At 62.0% G+C, this 24692-nt stretch carries 24 protein-coding genes; 18 read left to right on the top strand and 6 right to left on the bottom strand.

Annotated elements, in window-relative coordinates; translation table 11 throughout:
- Positions 1 to 203 precede the first annotated feature (203 nt).
- Both IPK17_RS36795 and surE read right to left on the bottom strand, forming a co-directional pair.
- Positions 204 to 962, bottom strand: coding sequence for an alpha/beta fold hydrolase (locus tag IPK17_RS36795; protein ID WP_343422726.1), 759 nt, complete (start codon positions 960 to 962; stop codon positions 204 to 206).
- 211 nt (positions 963 to 1173) lie between these two features.
- Positions 1174 to 1920, bottom strand: a complete 747-nt coding sequence (gene surE, locus IPK17_RS36790; RefSeq protein ID WP_343422933.1) for a 5'/3'-nucleotidase SurE — start codon at positions 1918 to 1920, stop codon at positions 1174 to 1176.
- Between the two features lie 253 nt (positions 1921 to 2173).
- On the opposite strand from surE, the gene IPK17_RS36785 reads away from it, so the two are divergent.
- The gene (locus tag IPK17_RS36785; protein ID WP_343422725.1) at positions 2174 to 3208 is read left to right on the top strand and encodes a hypothetical protein; all 1035 of its coding nucleotides are present in this window, start codon (positions 2174 to 2176) and stop codon (positions 3206 to 3208) included.
- 266 nt (positions 3209 to 3474) lie between these two features.
- Positions 3475 to 5355 carry a VanW family protein gene (locus tag IPK17_RS36780; protein ID WP_343422724.1) on the top strand — a complete coding sequence of 627 codons (1881 nt, stop codon included), beginning with the start codon at positions 3475 to 3477 and terminating at the stop codon, positions 5353 to 5355.
- Here IPK17_RS36780 and IPK17_RS36775 read toward each other — a convergent pair.
- Positions 5352 to 5933 carry a TetR/AcrR family transcriptional regulator gene (locus tag IPK17_RS36775; protein ID WP_343422723.1) on the bottom strand — a complete coding sequence of 194 codons (582 nt, stop codon included), beginning with the start codon at positions 5931 to 5933 and terminating at the stop codon, positions 5352 to 5354. The two genes, IPK17_RS36780 and IPK17_RS36775, sit on opposite strands and share 4 nt — an antisense overlap.
- A gap of 98 nt (positions 5934 to 6031) precedes the next feature.
- Between IPK17_RS36775 and IPK17_RS36770 the strand changes: the two genes are divergently transcribed.
- Positions 6032 to 6472 (top strand): VOC family protein, encoded by a 441-nt coding sequence (locus IPK17_RS36770; RefSeq protein ID WP_343422722.1) that lies wholly within the window; start codon positions 6032 to 6034, stop codon positions 6470 to 6472.
- Between the two features lie 66 nt (positions 6473 to 6538).
- Here the strand turns inward: IPK17_RS36770 and IPK17_RS36765 are convergent, their stop codons facing one another.
- Positions 6539 to 7234, bottom strand: a complete 696-nt coding sequence (locus IPK17_RS36765) for a fasciclin domain-containing protein (protein ID WP_343422721.1) — start codon at positions 7232 to 7234, stop codon at positions 6539 to 6541.
- 240 nt (positions 7235 to 7474) lie between these two features.
- Here IPK17_RS36765 and IPK17_RS36760 point away from each other — a divergent pair, with 240 nt between their 5' ends.
- From IPK17_RS36760 to IPK17_RS36745, 4 genes are all read left to right on the top strand, one after another.
- Positions 7475 to 7969, top strand: a complete 495-nt coding sequence (locus tag IPK17_RS36760; RefSeq protein WP_343422720.1) for a DUF427 domain-containing protein — start codon at positions 7475 to 7477, stop codon at positions 7967 to 7969.
- A gap of 123 nt (positions 7970 to 8092) precedes the next feature.
- Entirely contained in the window at positions 8093 to 8764 is a 672-nt protein-coding gene (locus IPK17_RS36755; protein ID WP_343422719.1) for an HAD family hydrolase, read from the top strand.
- 329 nt (positions 8765 to 9093) lie between these two features.
- Positions 9094 to 9978 (top strand): ABC transporter substrate-binding protein, encoded by an 885-nt coding sequence (locus IPK17_RS36750; RefSeq protein WP_343422718.1) that lies wholly within the window; start codon positions 9094 to 9096, stop codon positions 9976 to 9978.
- Positions 9979 to 10068: 90 nt separating this feature from the next.
- On the top strand, positions 10069 to 11109 hold the full coding sequence (locus IPK17_RS36745; RefSeq protein ID WP_343422717.1) for an NAD-dependent epimerase/dehydratase family protein: 1041 nt from the start codon (positions 10069 to 10071) through the stop codon (positions 11107 to 11109).
- A 137-nt stretch (positions 11110 to 11246) separates the two neighbouring features.
- Here IPK17_RS36745 and IPK17_RS36740 read toward each other — a convergent pair whose 3' ends face one another.
- Positions 11247 to 11654, bottom strand: a complete 408-nt coding sequence (locus IPK17_RS36740; RefSeq protein ID WP_343422716.1) for a MerR family transcriptional regulator — start codon at positions 11652 to 11654, stop codon at positions 11247 to 11249.
- A 100-nt stretch (positions 11655 to 11754) separates the two neighbouring features.
- Here IPK17_RS36740 and IPK17_RS36735 point away from each other — a divergent pair, with 100 nt between their 5' ends.
- Together IPK17_RS36735 and IPK17_RS36730 are read left to right on the top strand one after the other, a co-directional pair.
- Positions 11755 to 12738 carry an aldo/keto reductase gene (locus IPK17_RS36735; protein WP_343422715.1) on the top strand — a complete coding sequence of 328 codons (984 nt, stop codon included), beginning with the start codon at positions 11755 to 11757 and terminating at the stop codon, positions 12736 to 12738.
- A 179-nt stretch (positions 12739 to 12917) separates the two neighbouring features.
- The gene (locus tag IPK17_RS36730; protein WP_343422714.1) at positions 12918 to 13400 is read left to right on the top strand and encodes a CoA-binding protein; all 483 of its coding nucleotides are present in this window, start codon (positions 12918 to 12920) and stop codon (positions 13398 to 13400) included.
- 977 nt (positions 13401 to 14377) lie between these two features.
- On the opposite strand, the gene IPK17_RS36725 is transcribed toward IPK17_RS36730, so the two are convergent.
- Positions 14378 to 15472: a uracil-DNA glycosylase family protein gene (locus IPK17_RS36725; protein ID WP_343422713.1), complete on the bottom strand. Its 1095-nt coding sequence runs from the start codon at positions 15470 to 15472 to the stop codon at positions 14378 to 14380.
- 231 nt (positions 15473 to 15703) lie between these two features.
- Here IPK17_RS36725 and IPK17_RS36720 point away from each other — a divergent pair, with 231 nt between their 5' ends.
- The 9 genes from IPK17_RS36720 (at position 15704) to IPK17_RS36680 (ending at position 24587) form a co-directional block, all read left to right on the top strand.
- Complete coding sequence (locus IPK17_RS36720) at positions 15704 to 17002, top strand: putative N-acetylmannosamine-6-phosphate 2-epimerase (protein ID WP_343422712.1); 1299 nt, start codon at positions 15704 to 15706, stop codon at positions 17000 to 17002.
- Entirely contained in the window at positions 16999 to 17301 is a 303-nt protein-coding gene (locus IPK17_RS36715; RefSeq protein WP_343422932.1) for an ROK family protein, read from the top strand. Before IPK17_RS36720 ends, IPK17_RS36715 begins: the two co-directional genes overlap by 4 nt.
- Positions 17302 to 17395: 94 nt before the next feature.
- Entirely contained in the window at positions 17396 to 18124 is a 729-nt protein-coding gene (locus tag IPK17_RS36710) for a FadR/GntR family transcriptional regulator (RefSeq protein ID WP_343422711.1), read from the top strand.
- Complete coding sequence (locus tag IPK17_RS36705) at positions 18121 to 19068, top strand: dihydrodipicolinate synthase family protein (RefSeq protein ID WP_343422710.1); 948 nt, start codon at positions 18121 to 18123, stop codon at positions 19066 to 19068. The genes IPK17_RS36710 and IPK17_RS36705 overlap by 4 nt, the downstream gene beginning before the upstream one ends.
- A gap of 52 nt (positions 19069 to 19120) precedes the next feature.
- The gene (locus tag IPK17_RS36700) at positions 19121 to 20695 is read left to right on the top strand and encodes an ABC transporter substrate-binding protein (protein ID WP_343422709.1); all 1575 of its coding nucleotides are present in this window, start codon (positions 19121 to 19123) and stop codon (positions 20693 to 20695) included.
- Between the two features lie 272 nt (positions 20696 to 20967).
- Positions 20968 to 21924 (top strand): ABC transporter permease, encoded by a 957-nt coding sequence (locus tag IPK17_RS36695; RefSeq protein ID WP_343422708.1) that lies wholly within the window; start codon positions 20968 to 20970, stop codon positions 21922 to 21924.
- Positions 21917 to 22828: an oligopeptide ABC transporter permease gene (gene opp4C / locus IPK17_RS36690; protein WP_343422707.1), complete on the top strand. Its 912-nt coding sequence runs from the start codon at positions 21917 to 21919 to the stop codon at positions 22826 to 22828. The genes IPK17_RS36695 and opp4C overlap by 8 nt, the downstream gene beginning before the upstream one ends.
- 17 nt (positions 22829 to 22845) lie before the next feature.
- Positions 22846 to 23703, top strand: a complete 858-nt coding sequence (locus IPK17_RS36685) for an HpcH/HpaI aldolase family protein (RefSeq protein ID WP_343422706.1) — start codon at positions 22846 to 22848, stop codon at positions 23701 to 23703.
- Positions 23700 to 24587, top strand: coding sequence for a dihydrodipicolinate synthase family protein (locus IPK17_RS36680; RefSeq protein WP_343422705.1), 888 nt, complete (start codon positions 23700 to 23702; stop codon positions 24585 to 24587). Before IPK17_RS36685 ends, IPK17_RS36680 begins: the two co-directional genes overlap by 4 nt.
- Positions 24588 to 24692 lie beyond the last annotated feature (105 nt).

The following is a 24692-nucleotide window of genomic DNA, read 5'->3' as shown; positions in this document are numbered from 1 at the left end:
ATCCACGCGGTAGAGTTTCGCCGCCCCTGCCGATGGCGCTGCGAACCGCATTCAAACGCGCCCAAACCCCCGCCGCCCTCCCGCCCCCCCCTGGGCGGGGGGGGGCGGCCCGGCCCCCCCCCCGCGCCCCAGATGCAGTTGATGCCAGGCGCTGGGCACGCCTGTTCTCCAAAACCTTCCCAAATCCCTGCATCCGCGCGAGCCTACCCGAAATAGCGGTTAATCGCGTCGGCGACAATGTGCGGGCGCGTCACGGTCGGCACATGTCCCGCCCCGTCGATGACTTCGAGATGGCTGTTCGGCATCTGAATTGCCAGCCATTCCGAACTGGCCAGCGGCACAATCCGGTCGTCGCGGCCATGCAGGATCAGCGTGGGTGTCTGGATGCTGCGCAGTCGGGAACGCAAATCGACTTCCTGCGCGCATTCGTACAGGCGCAGCGCCGCCGCCGGTTCTGAGCGCATGAGAATCTGCCGTCCCCAGCGCCGCCAGATCGCGCCATGCGCCTCGGTGACGCAGTTGTCGACAAACGCGCCGATGGTCGCCTCAAACTGAGTTTTCAGCCCCATGACGAACGGTGAATTGCTATCACTTGGCTGATAGTATAGGCCATCGACCAACACTAGCGCCTGCACGCGCTCCGGGTGCTGGAGCGCGGCGAGCAGCGCCGTCACCGCGCCCGCGGATTCCGCGGCCAGCACGCAGCGGTCAAGGCCATAGGCATCCATGATCGCGAACAAGTCGCCGACGAGGTTGTCGAGCGTGATCGATTCGACCGCGCATGAGCTCGCGCCCGCGCCGCGATGATCATAAGCGATGGTGCGCCACGTGGGGCTGAGATCGGCGAGTGTATCGGTCCACACTTCCCAACTGCCCGCCCATCCGCCAATGGCGAGGAGCGTGCGTGGGCTGTTTCCAAAGGCGACACTGTAGAGTTGAGCATAGGGGCGTTCGATGAACATGGCGCGATCCTTTTGGCAAATAAACTAAAGCGTAAGTGCGTTTTTGTTTATAATCGATCCCACCCCCGGCCCCTCCTCAAATTCGGGGAGGGGAGCCAACATCACTGGCTAGGTGAGTTCGTTTTCGTAGGGACGCGATTTATCGCGTCCGCTGTCCGTGGACACGCAGAAGCGTGTGCCTACAAATAAAGATGGTGCAATCTCAACCCGTTTAGTCTGTCGTGATGTCCCAGGCCGCGAGATCGGCCAGAAAGCGATGCGCCGTCAGGTCAAGGTGAATCGGCGTGAGGCTGGCATAGCCCTTGTTGACCGCCCACAGGTCCGTGCCTTCTTCCTCGTAATTGCCGCCCGGTTCCGGCCCAACAATGCGATAGATGTTGTTCTCGCGTGCCAGTTCGTCGGCGTAGATGCGCACGCCCTGCCGCGTCAGGCGCAGCCCCTTGACCGGGCTGACCGGCGGAATGTTCAGGTTGAGGATTGTCAGCGGCGGCAGACCCTTCTCCAGCACCTTGCGCACCACCATCACGGCGATCCGCGCCGCTTCCGCGTAATCTTCGACCCGGTCGGCATCCCGCTGGGCCAGCGACACGGCGACGGCGGGCACGCCCTGAATCGCCGCTTCGAGCGCGGCAGTCACCGTGCCGCTGTAGGTGACATCCTGCCCCATATTCGCGCCGCGGTTGATGCCGGAGACGACCACGCGCGGCGGCCATTCCACCAGACCGAGCGCGGCGATGGCGATGCAGTCGGCGGGTGAGCCGCCCACGGCAATCGCGCTGGTTTTGTCGGCCAGCACGACCTCGTTCGCGGGAATATCCTGAAACAGCGTCTTCTTGTGGCCGCTGGCGCTCTGATTCACGGATGGCGCGATCACCTGCACCGAGCCAAGCTGGCGCATGGCCGTGGCCAGTGCCAGAATGCCGGGCGCTTGGACGCCATCATCATTCGTCACAATCATGCGGTTCAACAACATCTCTCCTTAGTCGACAACGACGAGCAGCGCGGTCAGACAGGCGTTTTGGGAGCGTTTTCAGCCACCATAAACCACGTTACTCATTACACTCTAAGCTCGGCTACTTAACCTTAAGCACTCTTGTACAGAAATGCACCATTTGTCATGTACAATGCTTGTGTAGAGTTCGTATTGTAGATCGAAACAGAGTCCTGTACAGTACGAACCGACGGCTGAAGCGACAAGGAGGCTCTCGCCCATGCCGGATGACATCAATGAGATCGACTTTCTCGAAGGCGTGAGTAAGTTTCAAAGCGCCCGTATGGGTGCCTTTTGGGAAGACATGCTCGCGCTGCTGCGCGGGCAATCTGCCGAACTGCTCAGTTTTGACGAAATTCGGGCGCGTTTGCGCTTGCGCGAAGAATACTATAAGGGGCTGCAAGAAGTCCCGGTGGACCAGGTGGTGGGGAGCGTTGGACGATACAAAGACTTCACGGCGAAGTTTCTCCCCCGCAAAAACAAGATGCAGGAACGCTGGAGCCGCGTGTATGCGGTCGCCAGCGGGATGATGGGGTTGCCGCCCATCGAACTGTACAAAGTTGGCGATGTGTACTTTGTGCGCGATGGCAATCATCGCGTCTCGGTGGCGAAGCAGTTGGGTGCGACCTACATTCAAGCCCATGTGACTGAGCTGCCCACGTCGATTTCGCTCAAACCGGGCATTTCTGAACAGGAATTGGACGAACTAACTGCGTATGCGGAGTTCCTGGATATCACGCGCCTGCCGTACACGCGCCCGCATCACCAGTCGATGGAGCTGAGCGAAACGTCGCGCTATGACGACTTGCTCGGGCACATCTATCTGCATGGCGCGGTCAAGGAGCGGCATGACGGTCAGCCGGTCACGCTCGACGAAGCGGCGGCGGACTGGTACGACAACGTGTACCGCCCGGCTGTCACGCTGATTCGCAAGTACGACATGATGCGCTATATGCCCAAGCGCACGGAAGGCGATCTGTACCTGTGGATGGTCGATCACCTGCGTGAGGTGAAAGAAGTGTACGGTGATCAGGCCAGCAGTCGTACATTCAGCGATGCGCTGGTCGACTACCTCGTGAGCAAGCAGATCGGCGTCCCGCGCGATTTGCTGCACGAGAAGGATCAAACGGTGACGCTGGCGCGTGTAGATCTAGAGCAGCAGCTCGAAGAATATCGCGCCCGCTTCGAACCCCTGCGGACGGATGCCGTCGAAATCGCGCCGATCAGCGTGAACGGCGATCACGAGGACGAGTAACCTCGTCGCCCCCTGTTTTGTCACGACAAGTCGTTTGCTGATCAGGGTGTGCACATGGACGCTCCTGTTCCCCCCCCCCCCCCGTGTTAGGGTCTACTTCACCGGTGCGGCTTCCCTCACCCCCCCTCTCTCGCCCGGAGAGGGGCGGGGGTGAGGTTGATCCCCGACCCACCCCCAGCGGCTAATCCTTCAGCAAACTTTAGCTTAGGGACGCCGTGAATCTTTGCTACAATAGGCGCAAGTTGTCCCATAACGGAGATTTCCGCGTGAATCGCGTAGACACGTACCCCGACGAGGCCCCGGTCGTCAATCCGTGGCTGATTCGCCTGCCGATCCTGTTCATCAGCGGCGCGATTTTGTTGTTCATCGCCGTGGTAGGCTTGATCGTCGCCTTTGAGATCGCGTTTCAGGGGCGCATCTACCCCGGCGTATATTCCTACGGCGTGAGTCTCGGCGGGATGACGCCGGAACAGGCGCGGGAAGCGCTCGATGGCCGTTTCACTTACGATGAGCAGGCCGTGTTCACGTTCCGCTATGGCGATCAGTTCTGGCAGGCGCGCGCGGGCGAACTTGGCGTGTATTTCGACGTGGAAGCGACTGTGGGCGAGGCGTATTCGGCGGGGCGAGGCGGGAATTTCGCCGTGAATCTGATCGATCAGGCGTTCAACTGGCTGAACGGTGAAACGATCACCCCGATCATTCGCTATGATCAGAATGCCGCCGCGCAGCAGGTCGCCCGCATTGCCACCGAGATCAACCGCCCGGCGCGCGATGCGGTGCTGCACATTGACGGCGCGAATATCAGCGCGACGCCCGGTGAAACCGGGAAGGCGGTCGATGTGCGCTCGACACTCTATCGGCTCGACGCCGCGGTGCTGAATTTCGACGCGGGCGGCGAGATTCCGCTGGTGGTCAACGAGACCGTGCCCGTCTCATTGGACGCTGAAACCGCGGCTACCCGGGCACAGATCGCGCTGTCCGGCCCGGTGACGCTCACCGCCACCGCCGCGGACGGCAGCGCGCTCGGCCCGTGGACGGCGACCGTCGCGCAGATCCAGAATCTGCTGCGCATCGATACGGTAGCGGATGCGAATGGGCTGCTGACGTACGACGTCGAGGTGGATGTCGCCGCCTTCCGCCCGTACCTTGAGGAACTCGCGCGCGGTCTCATCAGCCAGCCGCAGGATGCGCGCTACCACTTCAACGTCTCGACAGGGCAGTTAGATGTCATTCGCTCCGGGGTTAATGGGCGCACACTTGATGTGGACGGCACGCTCCAGCGCCTGCATGACGCGATTTTCAGCTCGGGCAACCGGACGATCAGCCTGGCTTTCCATGAGGAAGCGCCGCGCTACGGCAACAACACCACGGCGGCGGAACTCGGCATCACGCAGCTCGTCTCGACCGGGCAGTCGTATTACACCGGTTCATCGCGGGCGCGCATCGAAAACATCATCCTCGCGGCCTCGCGCTTCGACGGCCTCGTGATCGCCCCCGGCGAACTCTTCTCGTTCAATCGCTACGTCGGCGATATCAGTCCCGAGTCGGGCTTTGTCGAAGGCTTTGTGATCGTCGGCGACCGTACGGTGCGCGGCGTGGGCGGCGGCGTGTGTCAGGTGAGTACGACGGCCTTCCGCGCGGCCTTCTACGGCGGCTATCAGATCGAGGAGCGGCATGCGCACGGCTACCGCGTCGGCTACTACGAGATTGGCGGCGAAGGCGTGGGCATGGACGCGGCGATCTACATCCCGGACCGCGCGGCGGGCGAAACTTACGGTGAACTCGATTTCACCTTCCGCAACGATACCCCCTATCATCTGCTGATCGAAACGCAGATTTACCCCGGCAGCAACATGGTGGAATTCCGCTTCTACAGCACCAATCCCGGTCGACAGGTGGTCAAAGCAGGCACGGAGGTCAGCGAAGTGCAGCCGCCTGCCGCGACCCAGTACGTCGCCAACAGCGACCTCGGCGCGGGACAAGAACTGCAGGTCGACTGGGCGGCGGAAGGCTCGTATGTGCAGGTGACGCGCATCATCAATGACTCGAGCGGCAATGAGATTGACCGCTATATCTTCGCCAGCCGTTATCAGCCGTGGGGCGCGGTGATTCAGGTTGCGCCCGGCGACTCCCGGTTGAGCAGTTAACGGCGCAGTGCTGCGAGCAGGTGGCGGAGCGCCGCCACCGCTTCGTCGAGCGCGGCGGGTTGATCGGACTGGGCGATCCATAACGCCGCCTCATTCATCGCGCCGGAGAGCAGATGCGTGAGCGCATCCAGTGAGAGCGGCGCGAGTTCCCCCTGCGCTTGCAGCGCCGCCAGCGCCTCACCCAGTGACTTCATGCTGTACTGCGCGTCGAGTTCCCGCCAGGCCGCCCAACCGAGCACGGCGGGCGCATCGATCAACATGATCCGCTGTACCTGCGGGTCGCGGCTGGCTTCGAGGAAGGCCGCGCACCCGGCGATCAACTGCTCCCATGTCCCCTCAACCTGCCCCGCCGCGGCTTCGACGCGTTCCCCGACATCGTGCTGCACCGCATCCAGCACCGCGTGAAATAAGCCCTCTTTACTCCCAAAGTGATGATAGAGCGCGCCCCGCGTGACGCCAGCGATCCGAACGATGTCCTCGGTGGGGGCGTCCGCGTACCCGTGAGTCGTGAACTGTTCGCGCGCAACTTCGATCAAGCGGGCGGTGGTTGCGGCGCGCTGCTCGGCTTTGGTCACCATCCTTGAGCCTTTCCTTGTTGACATACATACAGATTGTATGTATTATGTGGGTAAGAAACATACACAATGTATGTATCTTAGCGCAAGGAGCGAAACCGATGCAACTCAACAGTTTTTACCCCGTGCTGATGAGCCGCCAGCTTCGCGAGTCGCGGGACTTCTACACGACCCACTTTGGTTTTCAGGTGACCTTTGAGGCGGATTGGTACGTCAGTTTGAAATCGGCAGATGGACGGTATGAGTTGGCGTTTGTGGCCCACGATCATGCCACCGTCGTCAGCGCGTATCAGACCCCGGTGGCCGGGCTGCTGCTCAACTTTGAAGTAGCAGATGTCGATGCGGAATACGCGCGCCTCATCGAGCAGGCGGGCTTGCCCCTAGCGCGGGCGCTGATCACCGAGGAGTTCGGTCAGCGACACTTTGCGACCGTCGACCCGAACGGCGTGCTGATCGACGTCATTCAGATCGTGCCACCGTCGGACGCCTTTGCCGCGCAGTACACGGAAGCCGCCTGGAGTTCGTCGACGCACGCCGAGTAACACACAAAAAAGTCGGGGCACTGCTGCCCCGACTTTTAACGCTGCGTTGTGGAATTGGAATTGAGCTTACTGACCGAAGTTGAGCGGAACGACCTGCGTATCGGCGGCAATCACCCAACCGGGGATGTCGCGCAGACGCAGCGCGCCATTCGCGTAGTCGGTCACGAAGAAGGTCTGGCCAGCGGCCAACTGCGTACCCGTGATGCCATCGCCGAGCGCGCCGCCCTGAACCCACGTGGTTTCGGTGATCTGACGCAGACGCGCGCCGCTGTCAATCGAGGACGGGGGCAGGATAACCGCGTCGATGACGTGGATGATGCCATTGCTCGCCTGAATGTCGGTGATGATCACGTTGGCGAAGCGATCCAGCACGACGCCGCCATCTTCCACGGCAATCTTAACCGACGCGCCGTTGACCGTGGCCGCGCTCGTCAAACCGACGACTGCCGAAGCCGGAACTTCACCCGCGACCACATGGTAGAGCAGAATGTCCGTCAGCGCGCCTGTCGGATCCGCGAGTAGAGCGTTGATCGTGTCCGCACCGAGCGCCGCGAACGCCGCATCCGTCGGCGCGAAGACCGTGAACGGGCCGGGGCTCGCCAGCGTGTCGGCCAGACCCGCCGCCGTCACCGCCGCGACGAGCGTATCAAAGCGCCCATCCGCCACCGCAATATCGACAATCGTGTTGCTCTGCGCGAACGCGGGCACAACCGCCAGCGCCAGTACTGCCATCACCGCCACCAACATAAACCACTTACGCATGTCTTGACTCCTTAAATACCGTTAAAAGCTGTTCTCAACCGTTACCGTAGTACCATGCACTGGGCATAAGAATAGGTGGCAAATATGAGCTTCGTTTGAGTGAAGTATAAATGCCGATTAAATCGAACCTTAAAGAACGCAGTAACGGCATGTCTGGCCTGTGCAGGCTCTATTCTGCCTGCGGCCGCTTCGCTACAATGGAGTTGTCAACCTGGAGTAGATGAAAACGAGCTTTAGCGTATGCCAACCCAACGACAAATTCCGCAGCCCGGACAAGAATCGGTGTGGGATTATCCCCGTCCGCCGCGCGTCGAACCGACGACTAAGCTGATCCGCGTCAGCTTCGGCGGCATCGTGATCGCCGAGACGCAGGCCGCGTATCGCGTACTCGAAACCAGCCATCCGCCGACCTACTACCTGCCGCAAGCCGATATCCGCATGGAGTATTTGCGGCGCACGCCGCTGCAGACCGTGTGCGAATTCAAAGGCGGCGCGACCTACTGGTCGCTGGTGGTGGGTGAGCGTGAGAGCGAGAATGCCGCGTGGGGCTATGCGAACCCGCGCCCCGGGTACGAAGCGATTCGCCATCACATTGCGTTCTACGCCTCCCGCGTCGACGAATGCACGGTGAACGGCGAAGTCGTCATGGCGCAGCCCGGTGACTTTTACGGCGGGTGGATCACCTCCGATGTGGTGGGGCCGTTTAAGGGCGCGCCCGGCACATGGGGCTGGTAGAAAGGAAAGAAGTTGTCAGTTCACAGTTGTCAGTTTACAGTAAAGACCCCAACGACTGGTGTCACAGCCTGCCCGTCGGTTGGTTTTAACTGTCAACTGTGAACTGTAAACTGATAGCTCACCATGAAACTCCTCCTCTTTGACATTGATGGCACGCTGGTCTGGACGGGCGGCGCGGGGCGTGAAGCGACGCGCCTCGCCATGCTGGAAGTCTTCGGCACGTCCGGCACGCTGGATACGCACACCTTTGGCGGCAAAACCGACTGGCTGACGCTGGTCGAAACGCTCGGCAAAAGCGAGCATGAAATCGCCGGGCACATGCCCAATTACGATATGGTGATGGGGCGGCACATCCTGCACATCATCGGCGATTATCCGGTCGCGCCGTGCCCCGGCGGGTTGGAACTGATCGAACGTCTGCGCCAGCGCGACGATGTGGTGCTTGGTCTCGTCACCGGGAATGTGCAGCGGGGCGCGGGCGTCAAGCTGGCGGCGGCGGGCTATGACCCGGCGGATTTCGTGGTCGGCGCGTATGGCAACGAGCGCATGCAGCGCGATCACCTGCCCGAACTGGCGGTCGCCCGCGCCGAGGAGCTGACCGGACATCGGTTTGCTCCGCGCGATGTGTGGGTGATCGGCGATACGGCGGCGGATGCGTCATGCGCGCGCGTCATCAACGCGACGATGGTCGGCGTGAAGACCGGGTACGGCCCGTCGCCGCAGGAGATCGCCGCGTGCAACCCCGATTATCTGCTCAATGACCTGACCGAATTCTGGGAGGTCGTGCGGTTGTAAGACATCCTCACCCCCGACCCCTCGCCTAGAGGAGAGGGGCGTAAACAGTCTCTTTCCGTCTCCCTTCCTGAATTCGATGAGGGGCGAGACTTGAAGGTGTTTAAAAGACCCCCTTAAAGTCTTTCCGCTCGCCAGCGGACGCGATTTATCGCGTCTCTACGAAAACTAAATGCGGTTCGGCGAGCGGTGTTGGCTCCCCTCCCTGAATTCGGGGAGGGGCCGGGGGTGGGGTCACTTTGTTCATCGCCGCCTAGTCAGGTTCATCTTGACCGCCGCGCGTCCGATGGACTACACTACCGCGGAATCGTCGGTATAGGCAGCGAGGCGAAATGCGCATCCTCACGCTCACTCCGGCAGCAACTGAGATCGTGTGCGCGCTCGGTTGCGGCGATCAGTTAGTTGGGCGCTCGCACGGGTGTGATCACCCGGAGTCCGTGCTGAGCTTGCCCGCGGTCACGCAGCCCAAGACCGCCGCGCTCGCCAGGGATGCCCCGTTTTCCCTGCACACCCATTTGTCGTCGGTGTATCTGGTCGATCTGGAACAGGCTCGGGCGCTGACGCCCGATGTGATCATGACGACGGTGGTGCCCGGCAGCGAAGATACCCTTCAGATGGCGTTGGCAGACGCGTTCAAACCGGCGCCGCAGCTCATCAATCTTGAGCAAAACGAAGTTTCGGCTGTGCTGGCGAACATCACACGGGTGAGCGGGGTGCTCGGCGTGCCGGAACGCGGCGCGGCGCTCATGCTCCAAACGGACGCGCGCCTGAAAGATATTTACACCCGCGCGGCGGAGATTCAGCCCAAGCCGACGGTCGCGGCGCTCCAGTGGGTCGATCCGCTGATGATTTGCGGCAACTGGGTTCCCGAGCTGATCACCATGGCAGGTGGCGTCACCCTGTTCGGACGCGCCGGGCTGCCGAGCTTCTGGATCGACTGGGATGACCTGTGGGCCGCCGACCCGGATCGCATTGTCATTGTGGCGTGCGGGTACTCGCTGGATGAGGCGCGCGCCGCCCTGCCCGCGCTGACCAGGCAGCCCGGTTGGGCAACCTTACGGGCTATTCGCGACAAACAGGTGTACATTACCGATGCTGATCAATTTTTCAGCCGACCGTCGCCACGATTGGCGGAGTCGCTGGAAATTCTCGCAGAAATCTGCCACCCGACCGTCTTCCGCTTCGGTCACGAAGGCGCGGGGTGGGAACGATATTGAGTTCACAGTCGACAGTTTACAGGTCATCGTCAAGACAGGTTTTTACTGTCTACTGACGACTGTGAACTGACAACTCCTTTCGAGGTAACCATGACACAAACAGTACTCATCACAGGCGGCGCCGGGTTTCTGGGGATCAATCTGACGCGCTATTTGCTGGCGCGCGGCTACAAGGTCGTGTCGCTGGACATCGCTGATTTCACCTATCCCGAACGCGACCAGATCACCGAGATCAAGGGCGATATCCGCGACACGGCGGCGGTGGACCGCGCCATGCAGGGCGTCAACATGGTTGTGCACACGGCGGCGGCGCTCCCACTGTACAGCGAAGCCGACATCTTCTCGACCGACATCGATGGCACCCGCAACATCCTCGAATCCGCGCTCAAGCACGGCGTCGAGCGTGTGATTCAGATTTCGTCGACGGCGGTCTACGGCGTGCCGGATCATCACCCGCTCTTCGAAACCGACAAAATGGTCGGTGTGGGGCCGTACGGCAAAGCGAAGATCGACGCGGAGAAGGTGTGCGAAAGCTACCGCGCGAAGGGCTTGGTCGTGCCGATCATCCGCCCGAAATCGTTCATCGGGCCGGAACGCCTCGGCGTGTTCGCGCTGTTCTATGACTGGGCGAAGAGCGGGCGCGGCTTCCCCATGATCGGCAGCGGCAACAATCGCTATCAACTGCTGGATGTGGAAGACCTGTGCGACGCCATCTACCTGACGATGACGCTCGACAAGAACGTGGTCAACGATACGTTTAACATCGGCGCGAAAGACTTCACCACCATGCGCGAGGACTATCAGGCAGTGCTGGATTACGCGGGCTTCAAGAAGAAGATCGTGCCGTTCCCGGCTGGCCCGGTGATTCTGGCGCTTAAGGTGCTGGAAGCGCTCAAGCTGTCACCGCTGTATGCGTGGGTCTACGAGACCGCCAGCAAAGACTCGTTCGTGAGCATCGAAAAGGCGGAGAAGCAGCTCGGTTATAAGCCGAAGTACTCCAACAAGGACGCGCTGATCCGCAACTACAAGTGGTATCTCGACAATCTGCACCAGTTCGAAGGGCAGTCAGGCGTGTCGCATCGCGTGCCGTGGAATCAGGGCGCGCTCAAGCTGGCGAAACTGTTCTTCTAAAGATAAAGATAAACGGCAACCTCACCCTGCTTGCTGCGCAAGCCGTCCCTCTCCGGGGGGAGAGGGACAAAGACTGACACGCTTTTGCCCCTCGCCCTATGGAGAGGGGCAGTTGAGCGGAGCGAAACGGGGTGAGGTTACTCACACCGCGGCTCGAGTCCATGCTCCGCGATGATGCCCCCGTAAAACTCGATCTTGTAGCGAATTAACCCCAGATGCGCGTTCAATTCGGCGATGTGCGTCTCCACGTCGCGCTGCAGCTGCTTGAGCATCTCGACGCGCTCCGGCAGGGTCGCGTCGCCGCCGCGTTGGAGTTCGGCATACGTCTGCATGTCGGTGATCGTCATGCCCGTCGCCCGCAGCTTCATCAAAAACTCGATCCAGCCGATATCGTCGCGGGAATAGCGGCGGTGCGTGTTGTCCGCGCGGTCAATGGCGTGGATCAAGCCGACCCGTTCGTAATAGCGCAGGGTGTGCACGCTGAGCCCGGTGATGTCCGCTACCTGACTAATCGTGAGCAACTCGACTTCGTTGATCATGTCCATCGGATGATCTTTGACCTCGTTCCCAAATTGATCTCTTGACTTAGAGTGTACTCGAAGTTGTAGAGTTGCGTCTGTATCAGTTACACGAGAAAGGCGCACGATGAACAAGCGACTTTTGGGACATTCGGGCATTGAAGTCTCGCCGCTGGGCATGGGCTGCTGGGCGATTGGTGGCCCGTGGCAGTTCCTCGACATTCAGGCGGGTTGGGGCGAAGTGGACGACAACGAGTCGATCCGCGCGGTGCAGCACGCGCTGGCCAGCGGTATCAACTTCTTCGACACGGCGGCGACCTATGGCACGGGGCACAGCGAACGCATCGTCGGGAAGGCGCTGGCGAGCAAGCGTGACGAGGTGGTGATCGCCACCAAGTTCGGCTTCAACGTGGATGAAACGGCCAAGCACGCCATCCGCTTCGAGACGGCGGAGCAGATCATCGCCAATGTGCGGGCAGCTTGCGAACGCAGCCTGCGCAATCTGGCAATGGATACCATCGACCTGTATCAACTGCATGTGTGGGACTTCCCCAAGGAGCACGCGCCCGCGCTGCTCGACGTGTTGGAAGCGCTCGTGCGCGAGGGGAAAATCCGCTACTACGGCTGGAGCACCGACTCGGTCGAGAATGCGCGCGCCTTCGCCGCCGGGGAACACTGCGTCGCCGTGCAGCACGATCTCAATGTGGTGCTCGATGCGCCAGAGATGCTCGCGCTGTGCGAGACGCTCAAGCTGGCCAGCGTCAACCGCTCGCCGCTGGCACGCGGCGCCCTGACCGGCAAATACACCAAAGACACGGTGTTCGCGCCCAATGATGTGCGCACCGATCCGTGGGCAGTGCAGAACATCCTCAACCCGGCGTTTGATCGGTTGGAGGACTTGCGCGCCATTCTGACGAGCGGCGGACGTACCCTAGCGCAGGGCGCGCTGGCGTGGATCTGGGCGCGCAGTCCGGTCACTGTGCCGATTCCGGGCATTCGCACGGTCACGCAGGTGGACGACAACGCGGGCGCGCTGCGCTTCGGCCCGCTCGCGCCCGACCAAATGCGCCAGATTGACGAGCTGTTGGGACGGTCGGTGCTGACCTACTAAAGTAGGTTCTCGAAACCCCCCCCCCCGCCCCCCGGGGGGGGCAGTGAGCCACACGGTGAGGTTGCAGTTCAATCCTCCTCTCCGTCCAAAATCACCCTGATCTGGTGACAACCCGCGCGGCCCATTCTGCGTATAAGATCACAACGCATTGAGAAGGGTTTCACAAAAGGGGGAAGACTGTGGCTGCCAATCTCAAGGAAAAAGTGGCGGATTTTCTGGCGCAGGAGAACATTGCCGTCGCGGGGGTGTCGCGCAACGAAAAGTCACCGGGCGCGGCGAACGCCATCTATAAGCGACTGCGTGAGTCGGGCTATCACGTCTACGCGATTAACCCGAACGCGGATCAGGTTGAAGGGGATCGCTGCTATCACAGCGTGAAGGATATTCCGGACAAAGTCGGCGGCATCGTCATCGCGACGCCGGAAGCGGCTGCCGAACAGGTTGTACGCGACTGTGTCGATGCAGGCGTCACCCGCGTGTGGATGCACAACGGCATTCACAGTATGGGGACGAGCGTGTCGCAGAGCGCGGTCGATTATGCCGTCGAGCACAAGATGAGCGTCATCGCGGGCGCGTGCCCGCTGATGTTCGGGCGGCCGTCGGATGGCTTCCATCGGTTTATGGGGCGGGCGCTCGGCGCGTTCGGCAAGCTGCCGAAATAAGCGGAATTGCATCCAACCTCACTCCCCACACTCTCCTAGAGGTTGAGGACGACACTCTTACCAATCGAGTCTTTGTAGGGACACGCAGAAGCGCGTTCCTAGAGTGTGTCGGTTGAGGGAAGACGGCCTCGCAATATTCAAACTGTAGCGGAGTCTAGAGGCGAGGCGGAGGGTGATGTGTTTGTGCGGGAAAGCCCCGTTACTGGTGTTGCTCGACGAGACCAAACTGAGCCAGCACGTGAGCGTGATGATGGAGGGGCGCCTATTATGCGTGCGCGATCCCCTTAGTCTGGCGTGCCTACTGGTCGACAGACTATGCGGAAGCAGGCCAAGTCACCCTCATGCAACAGTTACTCGTCCACCTGCTCCCAGCCGACCAGGTCGCGGTCGTGCTGGCGGATCGCGGCTTAGGCACTTCGCCCCACAGCTCTACGCGGTCCGCTTTCATCATGAGGCCAGCTTTCGTGACTTGAAGAGCGCTGGCTGTCACTGGCAGCGTTCGCGCTTCTGGTTACCGAGCCAGACCGCCCGCCTGCTCCTCGTGCTCGCTTGTGCCTGCCTCTGGTTGCTCACCCAAGGCACTCAAGTCTACTTCCTCTATTCCCTCAGCGTCCGCCAAAAACGCCTCAGTCTCTTTCGTTTCGGCTTGGACGCACTCGTTGCCCGTTTTATTTCCTCCCGCCCCCAAAATCTCGAGTTCTATCTTGCCCCCGATTCCCCGACCTTTAAAAGTGTCGTGACGTGAATCGAATTCGGGGAGGGGAGCCAACAGTGCCTGCCAAGCCTCCTCTTCTCCCATGCAAGCAGGGTGAGGTTAAGGATTTTCACCAAATGTGAAATACGCTCATGCTTCGTCCGACACGCTCTCCAGCGCGTCTGCGGGTGTGCGCTCAGGGCCTAAGGCCTATGACTACCTGCCCTGAGATTTCATCTTCGGTTCAAATCAGAACCAACACCCGCCTGCCAACACCTCTGACCTACACGAAGACTTTGAGCTTGTCGAAATCCTTGCGCAGCAGTTCTTTTTGGCTGGCGCTGTAGAGCACCACCGCCGGGTGATAGAGCGGTACAACATGGATGTCGCCGTAGGGCATGGCGGCACGGATCAAGCGCCCATGCAGTTCGCCGATCTTGCCCTTGTGTTCGCTTAAGCCGAGCTTCTTGAGGATATAGCTGGTCGCAAAGCGCCCGAGCGGCGCAATCACGGCGGGCTGCACGATGTCGATGATGCGATCCACGAAGGGTACGTAGAACGCGATCTCTTCGGGCGTCGGTTCGCGCTTGGTCGGCGGGCAGTCGAGCAGTAGATTGGTCACGAACACGTCGGCGCGCTTCAAATTGATCCCGGCGAGCATATCGTCGAGCACCGAGCCGGACGGGCCGATGAACGGACGTCCCTGTCGACCTTCGTTCTTGCCGGGCGCTTCGCCGATGAACATGAGATTTGCGTCGGCGTTGCCCTCGCCGAAGACGGGAAAATAGCCGTTTTCCATGCGGCAGGCATACAGCGGCGAGGCCTGCGCGTTGATCACCTCGGCGCGGACGGCGCGCAGCGCTTCGTCTTTCTGGCGCAGCGTCTCGGAATTGGGGCGCGGCTTAAACGACTCGTTGGCGGGCACGGCCTCTTTGATCGCCGTGACCAGCTTTTCGACGTCGCGGGCAAAACTGTGGTGCCCGAGCGCAATCGCGTTGCGGCGGGCTAAGGCCTGCAAATCGTCAGGGAGGTCACCGGGAGCGGGCATGGGGGCACGCCCAACCAGCACGGGCACGACGAATTTGCCTAGCCGCAGCGCGCTGGCGATTTCGATGCGCACGAAGTCGTTCCACTGCTGGATCCGCCGCGCGCCGCTCTCGTCGGTGATCGTCGCCCACTGCGGGCCGATTACGGCGAGCAGCACATCACAGGTGGCGACCGCCTTTTCCAGTGCGTCGACAAAATCGGCACCGGCTGGAATATCGTCCACGTCGATGAACACCTGCTCGCGTTCCAGATGGTGCAGCAGATGGTCAAACAGGCGTCCCGCGTAGCCTTCGCTGTCCTGCCGTCGATAGTTGATGAAGATGCGGAGCATGTGTTTGCTATCCCCCTGAGTCCGATTTTAGTATAGCCGATCACATGGATCGGCGGGCATTAAGTTCAGGCGGACGTCGACCGATTTGCGGAGGGGTAGATCTGCGGTCTGCGTAATCATTGAACAATCACAGAGGTGCGAGCGTACTTTCAAAACGCGCAACTCGTGCTAGAGTCGGCGGCTGAACGGGAGTTTCTGGACTGCGCATAGGTGCGCTCACAAGGAGGAAATATGCATCCAGTAGTAGCCAGGCTGCGCGGCGGGCTGATCGTCTCGTGTCAGGCAGGTACAGGCGACGGTTTGTACGGCAGCGACGCGATGGCGCACATGGCGCTGGCCGCGCAGATCGGCGGGGCGGTGGGGCTGCGCGCCAACGGGGTCGCCGACATCACGGCGATCAAGCGGCTGTCCGACCTGCCGTTGATCGGTATCGACAAGCAGGATTTACCCGGCTTCGGCATTCGCATCACGCCGAGCGTCGACGCGGCGCGCGCCATCGTCGCGGCGGGCGCAGACATCATCGCCGTGGACGCGACACGGCGCGGCGCGGAAGAGGGGCGCTTGCCTGCCGCCGAACTCATCCGGCGCATCCGCGCGGAACTTGGCGTCGCGGTCATGGCGGACATTGCCACCTATGACGAGGGGATCGCCGCCGCCGAAGCGGGCGCGGACATCGTCGCGACCACACTCTCCGGCTACACGGCCTACAGCCCCGCGCAAGACGAGCCGGATTTTGATCTACTGGCGCGGCTGGCGACGGCGCTCAGTGTCCCGGTGATCGCCGAAGGGCGGATCGCCTCGCCGGAACATGCGCGGCATGTGCTGGAACTGGGTGGTTTCGCGGTCGTGTGCGGCTCCATGATCACCAAGCCGCGCTGGATCACCGAGCAGTATGTGACGGCGCTGAAAAGCTATCACCGGGCGCAGTCCGGCGTCGTGATCGGCGTGGACGTGGGCGGTACGAAGATCGCCGTGGGCGCGCTGGCGAATGAAACCGAGCTGATCTACGAGGAACGCGTACCGACCGAGGCCGCAGCAGGTGGCGCACAGGTCATGCAGCGCATTGGCGACGCGGTCGAACGCGCGCTGCAAGCGGCTCCCAACGCCAGCGCGATCGGCGTCTCGACGGGTGGCGTGGTGGATCGTCAGGGTGTGATTCGTTTTGCGACCGCCTCCATTCCCGACTGGGTCGGCACGGATGTCAGGGGCACGCTGGCGGCGCGTTTTGGTCTCCCGGTCGCGGTGGAGAACGATGGCCAGGCGGCGACGCTCGCCGAAGCGTTGATCGGCGCGGGGCGGGGTTATCGCTCCGTGCTCGGCGTCACGGTCGGCACGGGCATCGGCGGGGGTTACGTCGTGGATGGCAAGATCTATCACGCCGACGACCGCAGCGGCCTTGAACTCGGCCACATTGCCGTCGAACGGGACGGGCGCTTATGTCCGTGTGGACGGCACGGCTGTCTCGAAGCTTATGCCAGCGGGGGCTGTCTCGTCACCGAATACAATGAGCGCGCCGCCGCACACCGCTGAACACGGGCGAGCAGGTCGTCGCCGCCGCGCAGGCCGGAGATCCCGCCGCGCTGATGGCGATCCGCGTCGTCGGGGCATGGCTTGGTTACGGTGTGGCGAGCATGGTCAACGTGCTGAGTCCGTCGGTCGTGGTGATCGGTGGTGGCGTTGCCCGCATCGGCGCTTTGTACTTCGACAGCGTGCGCGCCGCCTTTCGCGCGCAGGTCTATCCGCCGCTGGTCGAGACGCCCATTTTGCCCGCCGCGCTCCGCAATCACGAAGGCGTGATCGGCGCGGGACTGCTGGCACGGCAAATCTGAGGGAGGGTTGGTCAAAACTATACAAATCCGGTGTACATATCCTACAAGTTGGCCTATACTGAAACAAAATATGTTTTGGATGTAGGTTTAGACTGTGCAAAAACCCTTACAGCGCCTTAAAGCTGTGCCGCAGATCAATGATCAGGTGCAGGAGGCGATCAAACAGTACATTCTGGATAATCATTTGCAGGACGGCGCGAAGCTGCCGTCCGAAAATGCCCTCAGCCAGCAGTTAGGTGTCAGCCGCAACTCGGTGCGCGAAGCCGTGCAGTCCCTCGCCTCTCTCGGCATCCTCGATGTGCGGCGGGGGAGCGGCCTGTACGTCAAAGGCTTTACCCTGCAGCCGCTGCTCGAAAATCTCTCCTACGGCGTGCTCTTCGACCTGAACGAACTGGAAGACATGCTGCAAGTGCGCGAAGTGCTGGAAAGCGGCATGGTCGATCTCGCCCTGCCACATGTGACTCCCGAACGACTGGCGACGCTCGATGCGATTGTCGGGCAGATGCGCCGCCGCGCCGAACAGGGCGAGTCGTTGGTGGAAGAAGACCGCGCTTTTCATATGGAACTCTTCCGCCCGCTCGGCAATACCATTCTGCTCCAACTGCAAGATATTTTCTGGAGCACGCTGCGCAAAGCGTTGGGGACGGTCAATATTGCCGACAGCAACCCGCTGCGCACCGCCGCCGCGCACGCCGCGATTGTTGATGCGCTGCGGACAGGCGATGCCGATACCGTGCGCCGCGCGCTCAACTCGCATTACGGCGATATCAAAGAGCGCCTGCGCCTGATGAAGGCCGCGCACGCGGAGGAGCAAGCCCCATGAAACCGCTCACCGCTTCCGAAATCGTCGGCAACTGGTGCACGCTCATGCTGCCGATCAACGCCGACGAGAGCATCGACTATGCGCGACTGGATGAGGAAGTCGTCTACCTGACCGCGGCGGGCGTCAACGGGCTGTATACCAACGGCACGGCGGGCGAATTCCACACGCAGACGGAAGCTGAATTCGACCGCATCCACGAGTTGGTCGCGGCGCGCTGCAATGCGGCGGGGCTGCCGTTCCAAATCGGCGCGAGCCATATGAGCATGCAGATTTCGCTCGACCGCATTCGCCGCTCACGAGCCTTCCAGCCGAGCGCCTTTCAGGTGATTCTGCCCGACTGGTTTCCAGTGCAGGACGCCGAGATGATCACGTGCTTGCAGTTGTTCGCCGCTGCTGCTGATCCGATTCCGCTGGTGCTGTACAACCCGCCGCACGCCAAACGCCGCCTGACACCCGCGCAGTTTGGCATGCTCAAACGGGCGGTTCCGGCGCTGGTCGGCGTCAAAGTGCCCGCGGGCGATGAAGCGTGGTACGCTGAGATGCGCGCCCATATGCGTGATCTCTCGGTGTTCGTGCCGGGGCATCTGCTGGCGACTGGCTACAGCCGGGGTGGAGCGGGCGCGTATTCCAACGTCGCCTGTCTGCATCCGGTCGGCGCGCAGCGCTGGTACGACCTCATGCGCGTTGACCTTCCGGCGGCGCTGGATATTGAGCGCCGCATTCTGCAGTTCTGGGAAGCCGAGATCATCCCGTACATCACGGAGCAGCACTACCCGAACGGCGCGCTCGACAAGTTCCTGTCGGTGATTGGCGGATGGGCGCATATCGGTTCACGGCTGCGCTTACCCTATCGCTGGATCGACGAGACGGAGGCTGGGCGAGTGCGCGCGGTCGCGGAACGGCTGATCCCGGAAATTTTGTGTATCGAAGGAGCGGCGCACTAGGTCGGCTCCTTATCGATTGAACATACGCTTTATTTACGTTTTGGAGGCAGCAATGAATCTTTGGAAGAAGTTAGTGTTGGTCGCCCTTTTGCTTGTTCTGGCGATCCCGTTGACCGTCAGCCTCGCGCAGGACACGAGCGGTAACACGCTCATCGGTGCGTTTGATATTGGCCCCGGCGGCGCGCCGGGTGTGCGCCCCTATATGGATACGGCTGGCCGCACGTGGCTGTCGAAGATCTGGTCGACGCTGGTGGTGTGGAATAGCGACATCAGCGCGCCGGAACCGGAACTCGCCACCGACTGGTCGTCGAATGACGATTACACCGTGTGGACGTTCAACCTCCGCGACGGCGTGACCTGGCATGACGGCGAACCCTTCACCGCCGCCGATGTCGTCTTCTCGTACAACCTCGCCGTGAACCCGGACGCCGCGACGCAGTTCTCCGGCTTCAGCCAGCTTTCGCCGACGACGGTCTCGGAAGTGCGCGCGGTCGATGACCTCACGGTCGAATTCGTGCTCACCGCCGCGAATCCGCGTTTGCCCTACAACCTGATGCTGCTGTGGATTCTGCCGGAACACGCGCTGGCCGACCTCGCCCCCGCCGACTACCAGACGACCGAATGGTTCTTCACCGACGCGATCGGCACTGGCCCGTTCATGCACGAAGAATTCCAGCGCGATCAATTCTGGTCGCTGGTGGCCAACCCCAACTACTGGCGCGGCCAGCCCAAGCTCGACCGGCTGATCAACCGCTATTTCGCGGATGAAACGTCGGCGATCCTCGCGTTGGAAGCGGGCGAAATCCAGTTCAGCTATGCCAGCGGCGATGTGGCGCTCGGCTTTGAAGGTAACGAGAGCTATCAGGTGTTCTCCGGCCCGTCCGGTGTCACCAACTACATGATCTTCAACGAACGTGATGCGCGCTTTGCGGATGCCCGCGTGCGTCAGGCTTTCCTGTATGCCATCGACCGTCAGGCGATTGCCGAAACCGTGCTGCGCGGGACGGCGCAGGTCGTGCCGTGCATCGGCGCGTTCCCGAACATGTACCCGGAAGGTCTCAACGACTACGCCTACAACCCCGACATGGCGCGTCAGCTCCTCGGCGAAGCGGGCTTTGATGCCAGCCAGCCCGTTGAAGTTGTGACCTACTACGACAGCCAGTTCCACTCGGACGCGCTGGCGGCGATTCAGGCGTTCCTCGCCGATGTCGGCATCACCATCACGCCGATCAAGCAGGACGTGCCCACCTACAACAGCTACTTCTACACCGGCGAAGGCTGGACGATCTCCTACCGTGGGATCGCCGCAGGCATGGCCAACTTCCCCTTCCCGTTCTACGAAGTCGGCGGCCAGCCGACGACTGACGGCGCGCCGCTGAGCGGCACGGAATACCCGGAACTCACCGCCCTGCTCGCGCAGGCGCGCGTGGAAGGCGACCCGGAAGCCTATGTCGGTCTGCTGCAGGACATCTGCGCGTACCAGAACGCCAACGCGACCGAAGGCTACATGTGGACGGCGATCCGCTTCGGCGTCGCTTCCAGCAGCCTGCAAGACTTCTACTGGTTCCCCGCGCCGGCGGGCGGCCCCTACAACGATCACGCTGAACTGTGGTCGGTCGGCGAATAACGTTCGTATCACGATGAGTTTGTCCGTGCCCCGCTCCGGCGGGGCACGGGCGTCCGGAGTACCCCCCCCCCCCCCCCCCCCCCCCCCCCCGTCCCCCCCGGGGGGGGGTGACAAACCGGGTGGTGCGGGGTGCGGGCGCGGCGAAACGCGGCCCCCCCAGAAAAGCGGTTTTGGGGGGGCCTTCCTTGCGGCCGCCGTCTCCAAAGGGGCCCCGCCTTTCCCCCCCGCCCGGGCCTGATCCGCGCCGCCCGTTCCAACCGAGGGCTTGGGTTATGCAAAAGTATATTCTGCGCCGGGTACTGATCGGCATTCCCGTCTTCATCAGCATCACGATCATCATCTTCGGCCTGATCGAACTCGCGCCGGGCGACATCACCGACTATTTCATCCGTCCCGAACTCAACATGACCGATGAATCCGAAGCGGCCATTCGCGCGCGTTTCGGGCTCGATCAACCGCTGACCGTGCGCTACGTCAACTGGCTGGGGAACGTGCTGCAAGGCGACTTCGGCTACCGCTATACCAACGGTCAGCCCGTCGCGGCGACGATTGTCCAACGCCTGAGCGCGACGGTGCTGCTGGCGGGCACGGCGCTGATCATCGGCGCGACGCTTGGGGTAGCGCTCGGCGTGTTCACGGCGCTGCGCCAGTACTCTGTGTGGGATTTTCTGCTGACGGGCGTCTCGTTCTTCGGCATCTCAATTCCGCCGTTCGTCGCCGGGATCATCGTGCTGTATGTCTTCGCCATCAAACTCGGGTGGTTCCCGGCGGGCGGCATGCGCCCGGTGGACCGCGAACCGACGCTGCTCACGACGCTGCATTATCTGGCGCTGCCCACTGCCGTGTTGAGCCTTGCGCCGATTGCCAATTTCATGCGCTATACCCGCTTCGCCATGCTCGAAGTCATCCGCGCCGACTATGTGCGCACCGCGCGCGGCAAAGGTATGCGCGAAAACCGCATCACGTGGGGACACGGCTTCCCCAATGCGCTGCTCCCCGTGATCACGCTGTTCGGTCTGAGCCTGCCCACGCTGGTGGTCGGCGCGGTCTTCACCGAGACGATCTTCAGTTGGCCGGGGATGGGTACGCTGTATCTCGAAGCCGTCAATGGGCGCGATGTGCCGCTGCTCATGGGCATGAACCTCGTGATCGCGCTGGTCGTGCTCGTGGCCAATCTCGTAACCGATCTCGCCTACGCCGTCGCTGACCCGAGGATTCGCTATGACTGACCAAACCCGCCAGCCCATTGCCGTCCTCGTCACTGACGAAGATCGCGCCAAACTCGAACACCGGGACGATAAGCGCGCGCTGCGCCGCTTTTTGCGCAACCGCCCGGCGGTGGTTGCTTTGATCGTGCTGATCGTCATCGTGCTGCTGACCATCGCCGCGCCGCTCATCGAACGCTACCGCTACGACGCGATTGATCTCCGGGCGCGGGCGTCGCCCCCAAGCGACCTGCACTGGCTCGGTACGGATGGCGTGGGGCGCGACGTGTGGAGCCGCTTGCTCAACGGCGGGCAGGTCTCGCTCGTGGTCGGCTTCGGCGCGACGCTCGTCGCCACGTTGATCGGCACGGTGCTGGGCGCGATCTCCGGCTACTATCGTGGGTGGGTCGACATGGTGATTATGCGCATCACCGACGTGTTCATGACCTTTCCGAGCATCATCATCATGCTCACGCTGGCGGCCATGCTGCCGCGCACCGTGTGGACGATTGTGTTCATCATCGGCGGGTTGAGCTGGACGGGCACGGCGCGCATCGTGCGCAGTCAGGTCATGTCCATCCGCGAGCAGGAGTACATTCTGGCCTGCCGCGCGCTCGGCTACCGCGACCGCCGCATCATCATCGTACACATTCTGCCCAACGTGTTCGGGTCGCTGGTCGCGCTGGTGACGTTCGCCATCGGTTCGGCGATTCTCACCGAAGCCGGGCTGAGTTTCCTTGGGCTGGGCGTGCCCCCGCCGACGCCGAGCTGGGGGAACATGCTCGAAGCCGCCCGCAACCTCGACATTCTGCGGAACATGCCGTGGATGTGGATTCCCCCCGCGATCATGCTGGTGATCACGGTGCTGTCAGTCAACTTTATTGGCGATGGCGTGCGCGATGCAGTGGATCCGCGCATGGTCATCTGATCAGAGGACATTGCAACATGCGCGGAAGAGAACTACGCGCCAAACTGCACGCCGGAGAGCGCGTGTACGGAATTTGCATGGAAGGCTACGGTCAGCCGCGCTTTCCCAAGTTTTTTGCCGATGTGGGACTCGATTACGTGTGGCTGGAGAGCGAACACGCCCCCGTGAACCGCGAAACGATCGCCTGGGCGATTCAAGCCTACGCGGGGAATGGGGTCGCGCCGCTCGTGCGCATTCCCGAGATTTCGGCGGCGCGGGCGGCGATGGTCGTGGATGCTGGGGCGCACGGCGTGATCGTGCCGTATGTGGAAACGGTTGAGCAGGTGCGCGCCATCGTCGGCGCGATCAAGTATCGTCCGCTCAAAGGCGCGGCGCTGACTGCAGCCGTCGAACGCGGCGAATTCCCCAACCCCGAAACAAAAACCTATCTGGAAAACTATAACCCGGATGTCAACCTGATCATCATGATCGAAAGCCCGACCGGGGTGCGGAATTTACCCGATATCCTCAAGGTGCCGGGCGTGGATGCGATCCTGATCGGCCCGCATGACCTGACCGTGTCGCACGGCATCGCGGAACAGTACGAGCATCCGCTGTTTGAGCAGACGGTCGAACACATCATCGATACCTGCCAAGCGCACCAGATCGCCGTGGGCATGCACTTCATCAGCGGTTCGGTCGATTGGGCGCTGCGTTGGGCACGGCGCGGCTTCACGTTCATCAGCTACCGCGGCGACGCGCTGTTCACCGCGCGCGGCATCCGCAGCGAACTGCACTACCTGCGCGAACAGCTCGACGGCACGCCCGCCGCGGGCAGCACGGATGCGATTGGCGCGTCCGGCCATATTCACTTCCAGACAGGGGATTCCACATGACCGAATTTCGCGGGATTTATCCGGCGCTGGTGACGGCCAGCACCGCCGACGGCGGCGTGAGCGTGCCGGGCGTCGAGGCGCTGGTCGAGTATTTGATCGGCAAAGGTGTCGACGGGCTGTATGTTGGCGGCACGACCGGCGAGGGCATCTACATGACCGCTGCCGAACGCCAACTACTGGCGGAAACCGTGCTCAAGCGGGTCAACGGGCGCATTCCCGTGATCATGCATATCGCGTCGATGTCGCTTAACGAAGCGAAACTGCTGGCGCGGCACGCCGTCGATCACGGCGCGGCGGGCATCGCCAGCATCATGCCGCCCATGTACAACACGCATGCCTCGGTCGTCGCCTATTACAAAGGTTTGGCCGCGGCTGTGCCGGAAACGCCGTTTTTCTCCTACATCCTCAACCCGGCGATCAATCCGGTCGCGGTGCTGCAGGAACTGCTCGACGTGCCTAACCTGCACGGCGTCAAGTACACGGGTTCGAACATGTACGAGATGCGTCTCATCATGGACATGAACGCGGGGCGCTGGATCACGTTCTCGGGCATGGACGAGCAGGCGGTCTACGCGCGCATGATGGGCGTGCACGGCTTCATCGGCTCGACGCTCAACTACATTCCCGGCGCGTACCGCGCGATCTTCGAGGCGGTCGGGCGTGGGGACTATGCCGCCGCCCAGTCGATGCAGGAGAAGGCCAATCTTGTGACCAAGGCGCTGTATTCGGTCGGCTTCAACGGGGCGCTGCGCGAAACGCTGCGGATCATCGGCGTAGACTGCGGCGAGCCGCGTCTGCCTGCTATCGCCCTGACGGCCGAGGGCAAAGCCGCCCTGCGCCGCGCGCTGGATCAAACCGACTTCGCGGAACTTGCGGCACTGTAACTGACCCCACCCCCGGCCCCTCCCCGAAATGAGGAGAAGGGAAGGGGAAGGGGGGTTTGGGGCCCTCCACGGAGAGTGTCCCTCCGGGCGTGTGTGGTCCGCGTC

It is taken from the genome of Candidatus Flexifilum breve (genome assembly GCF_016713355.1).
Note: the sequence above shows the minus strand (reverse complement) of the source record. Positions and strands in the feature narration are given on the sequence as shown.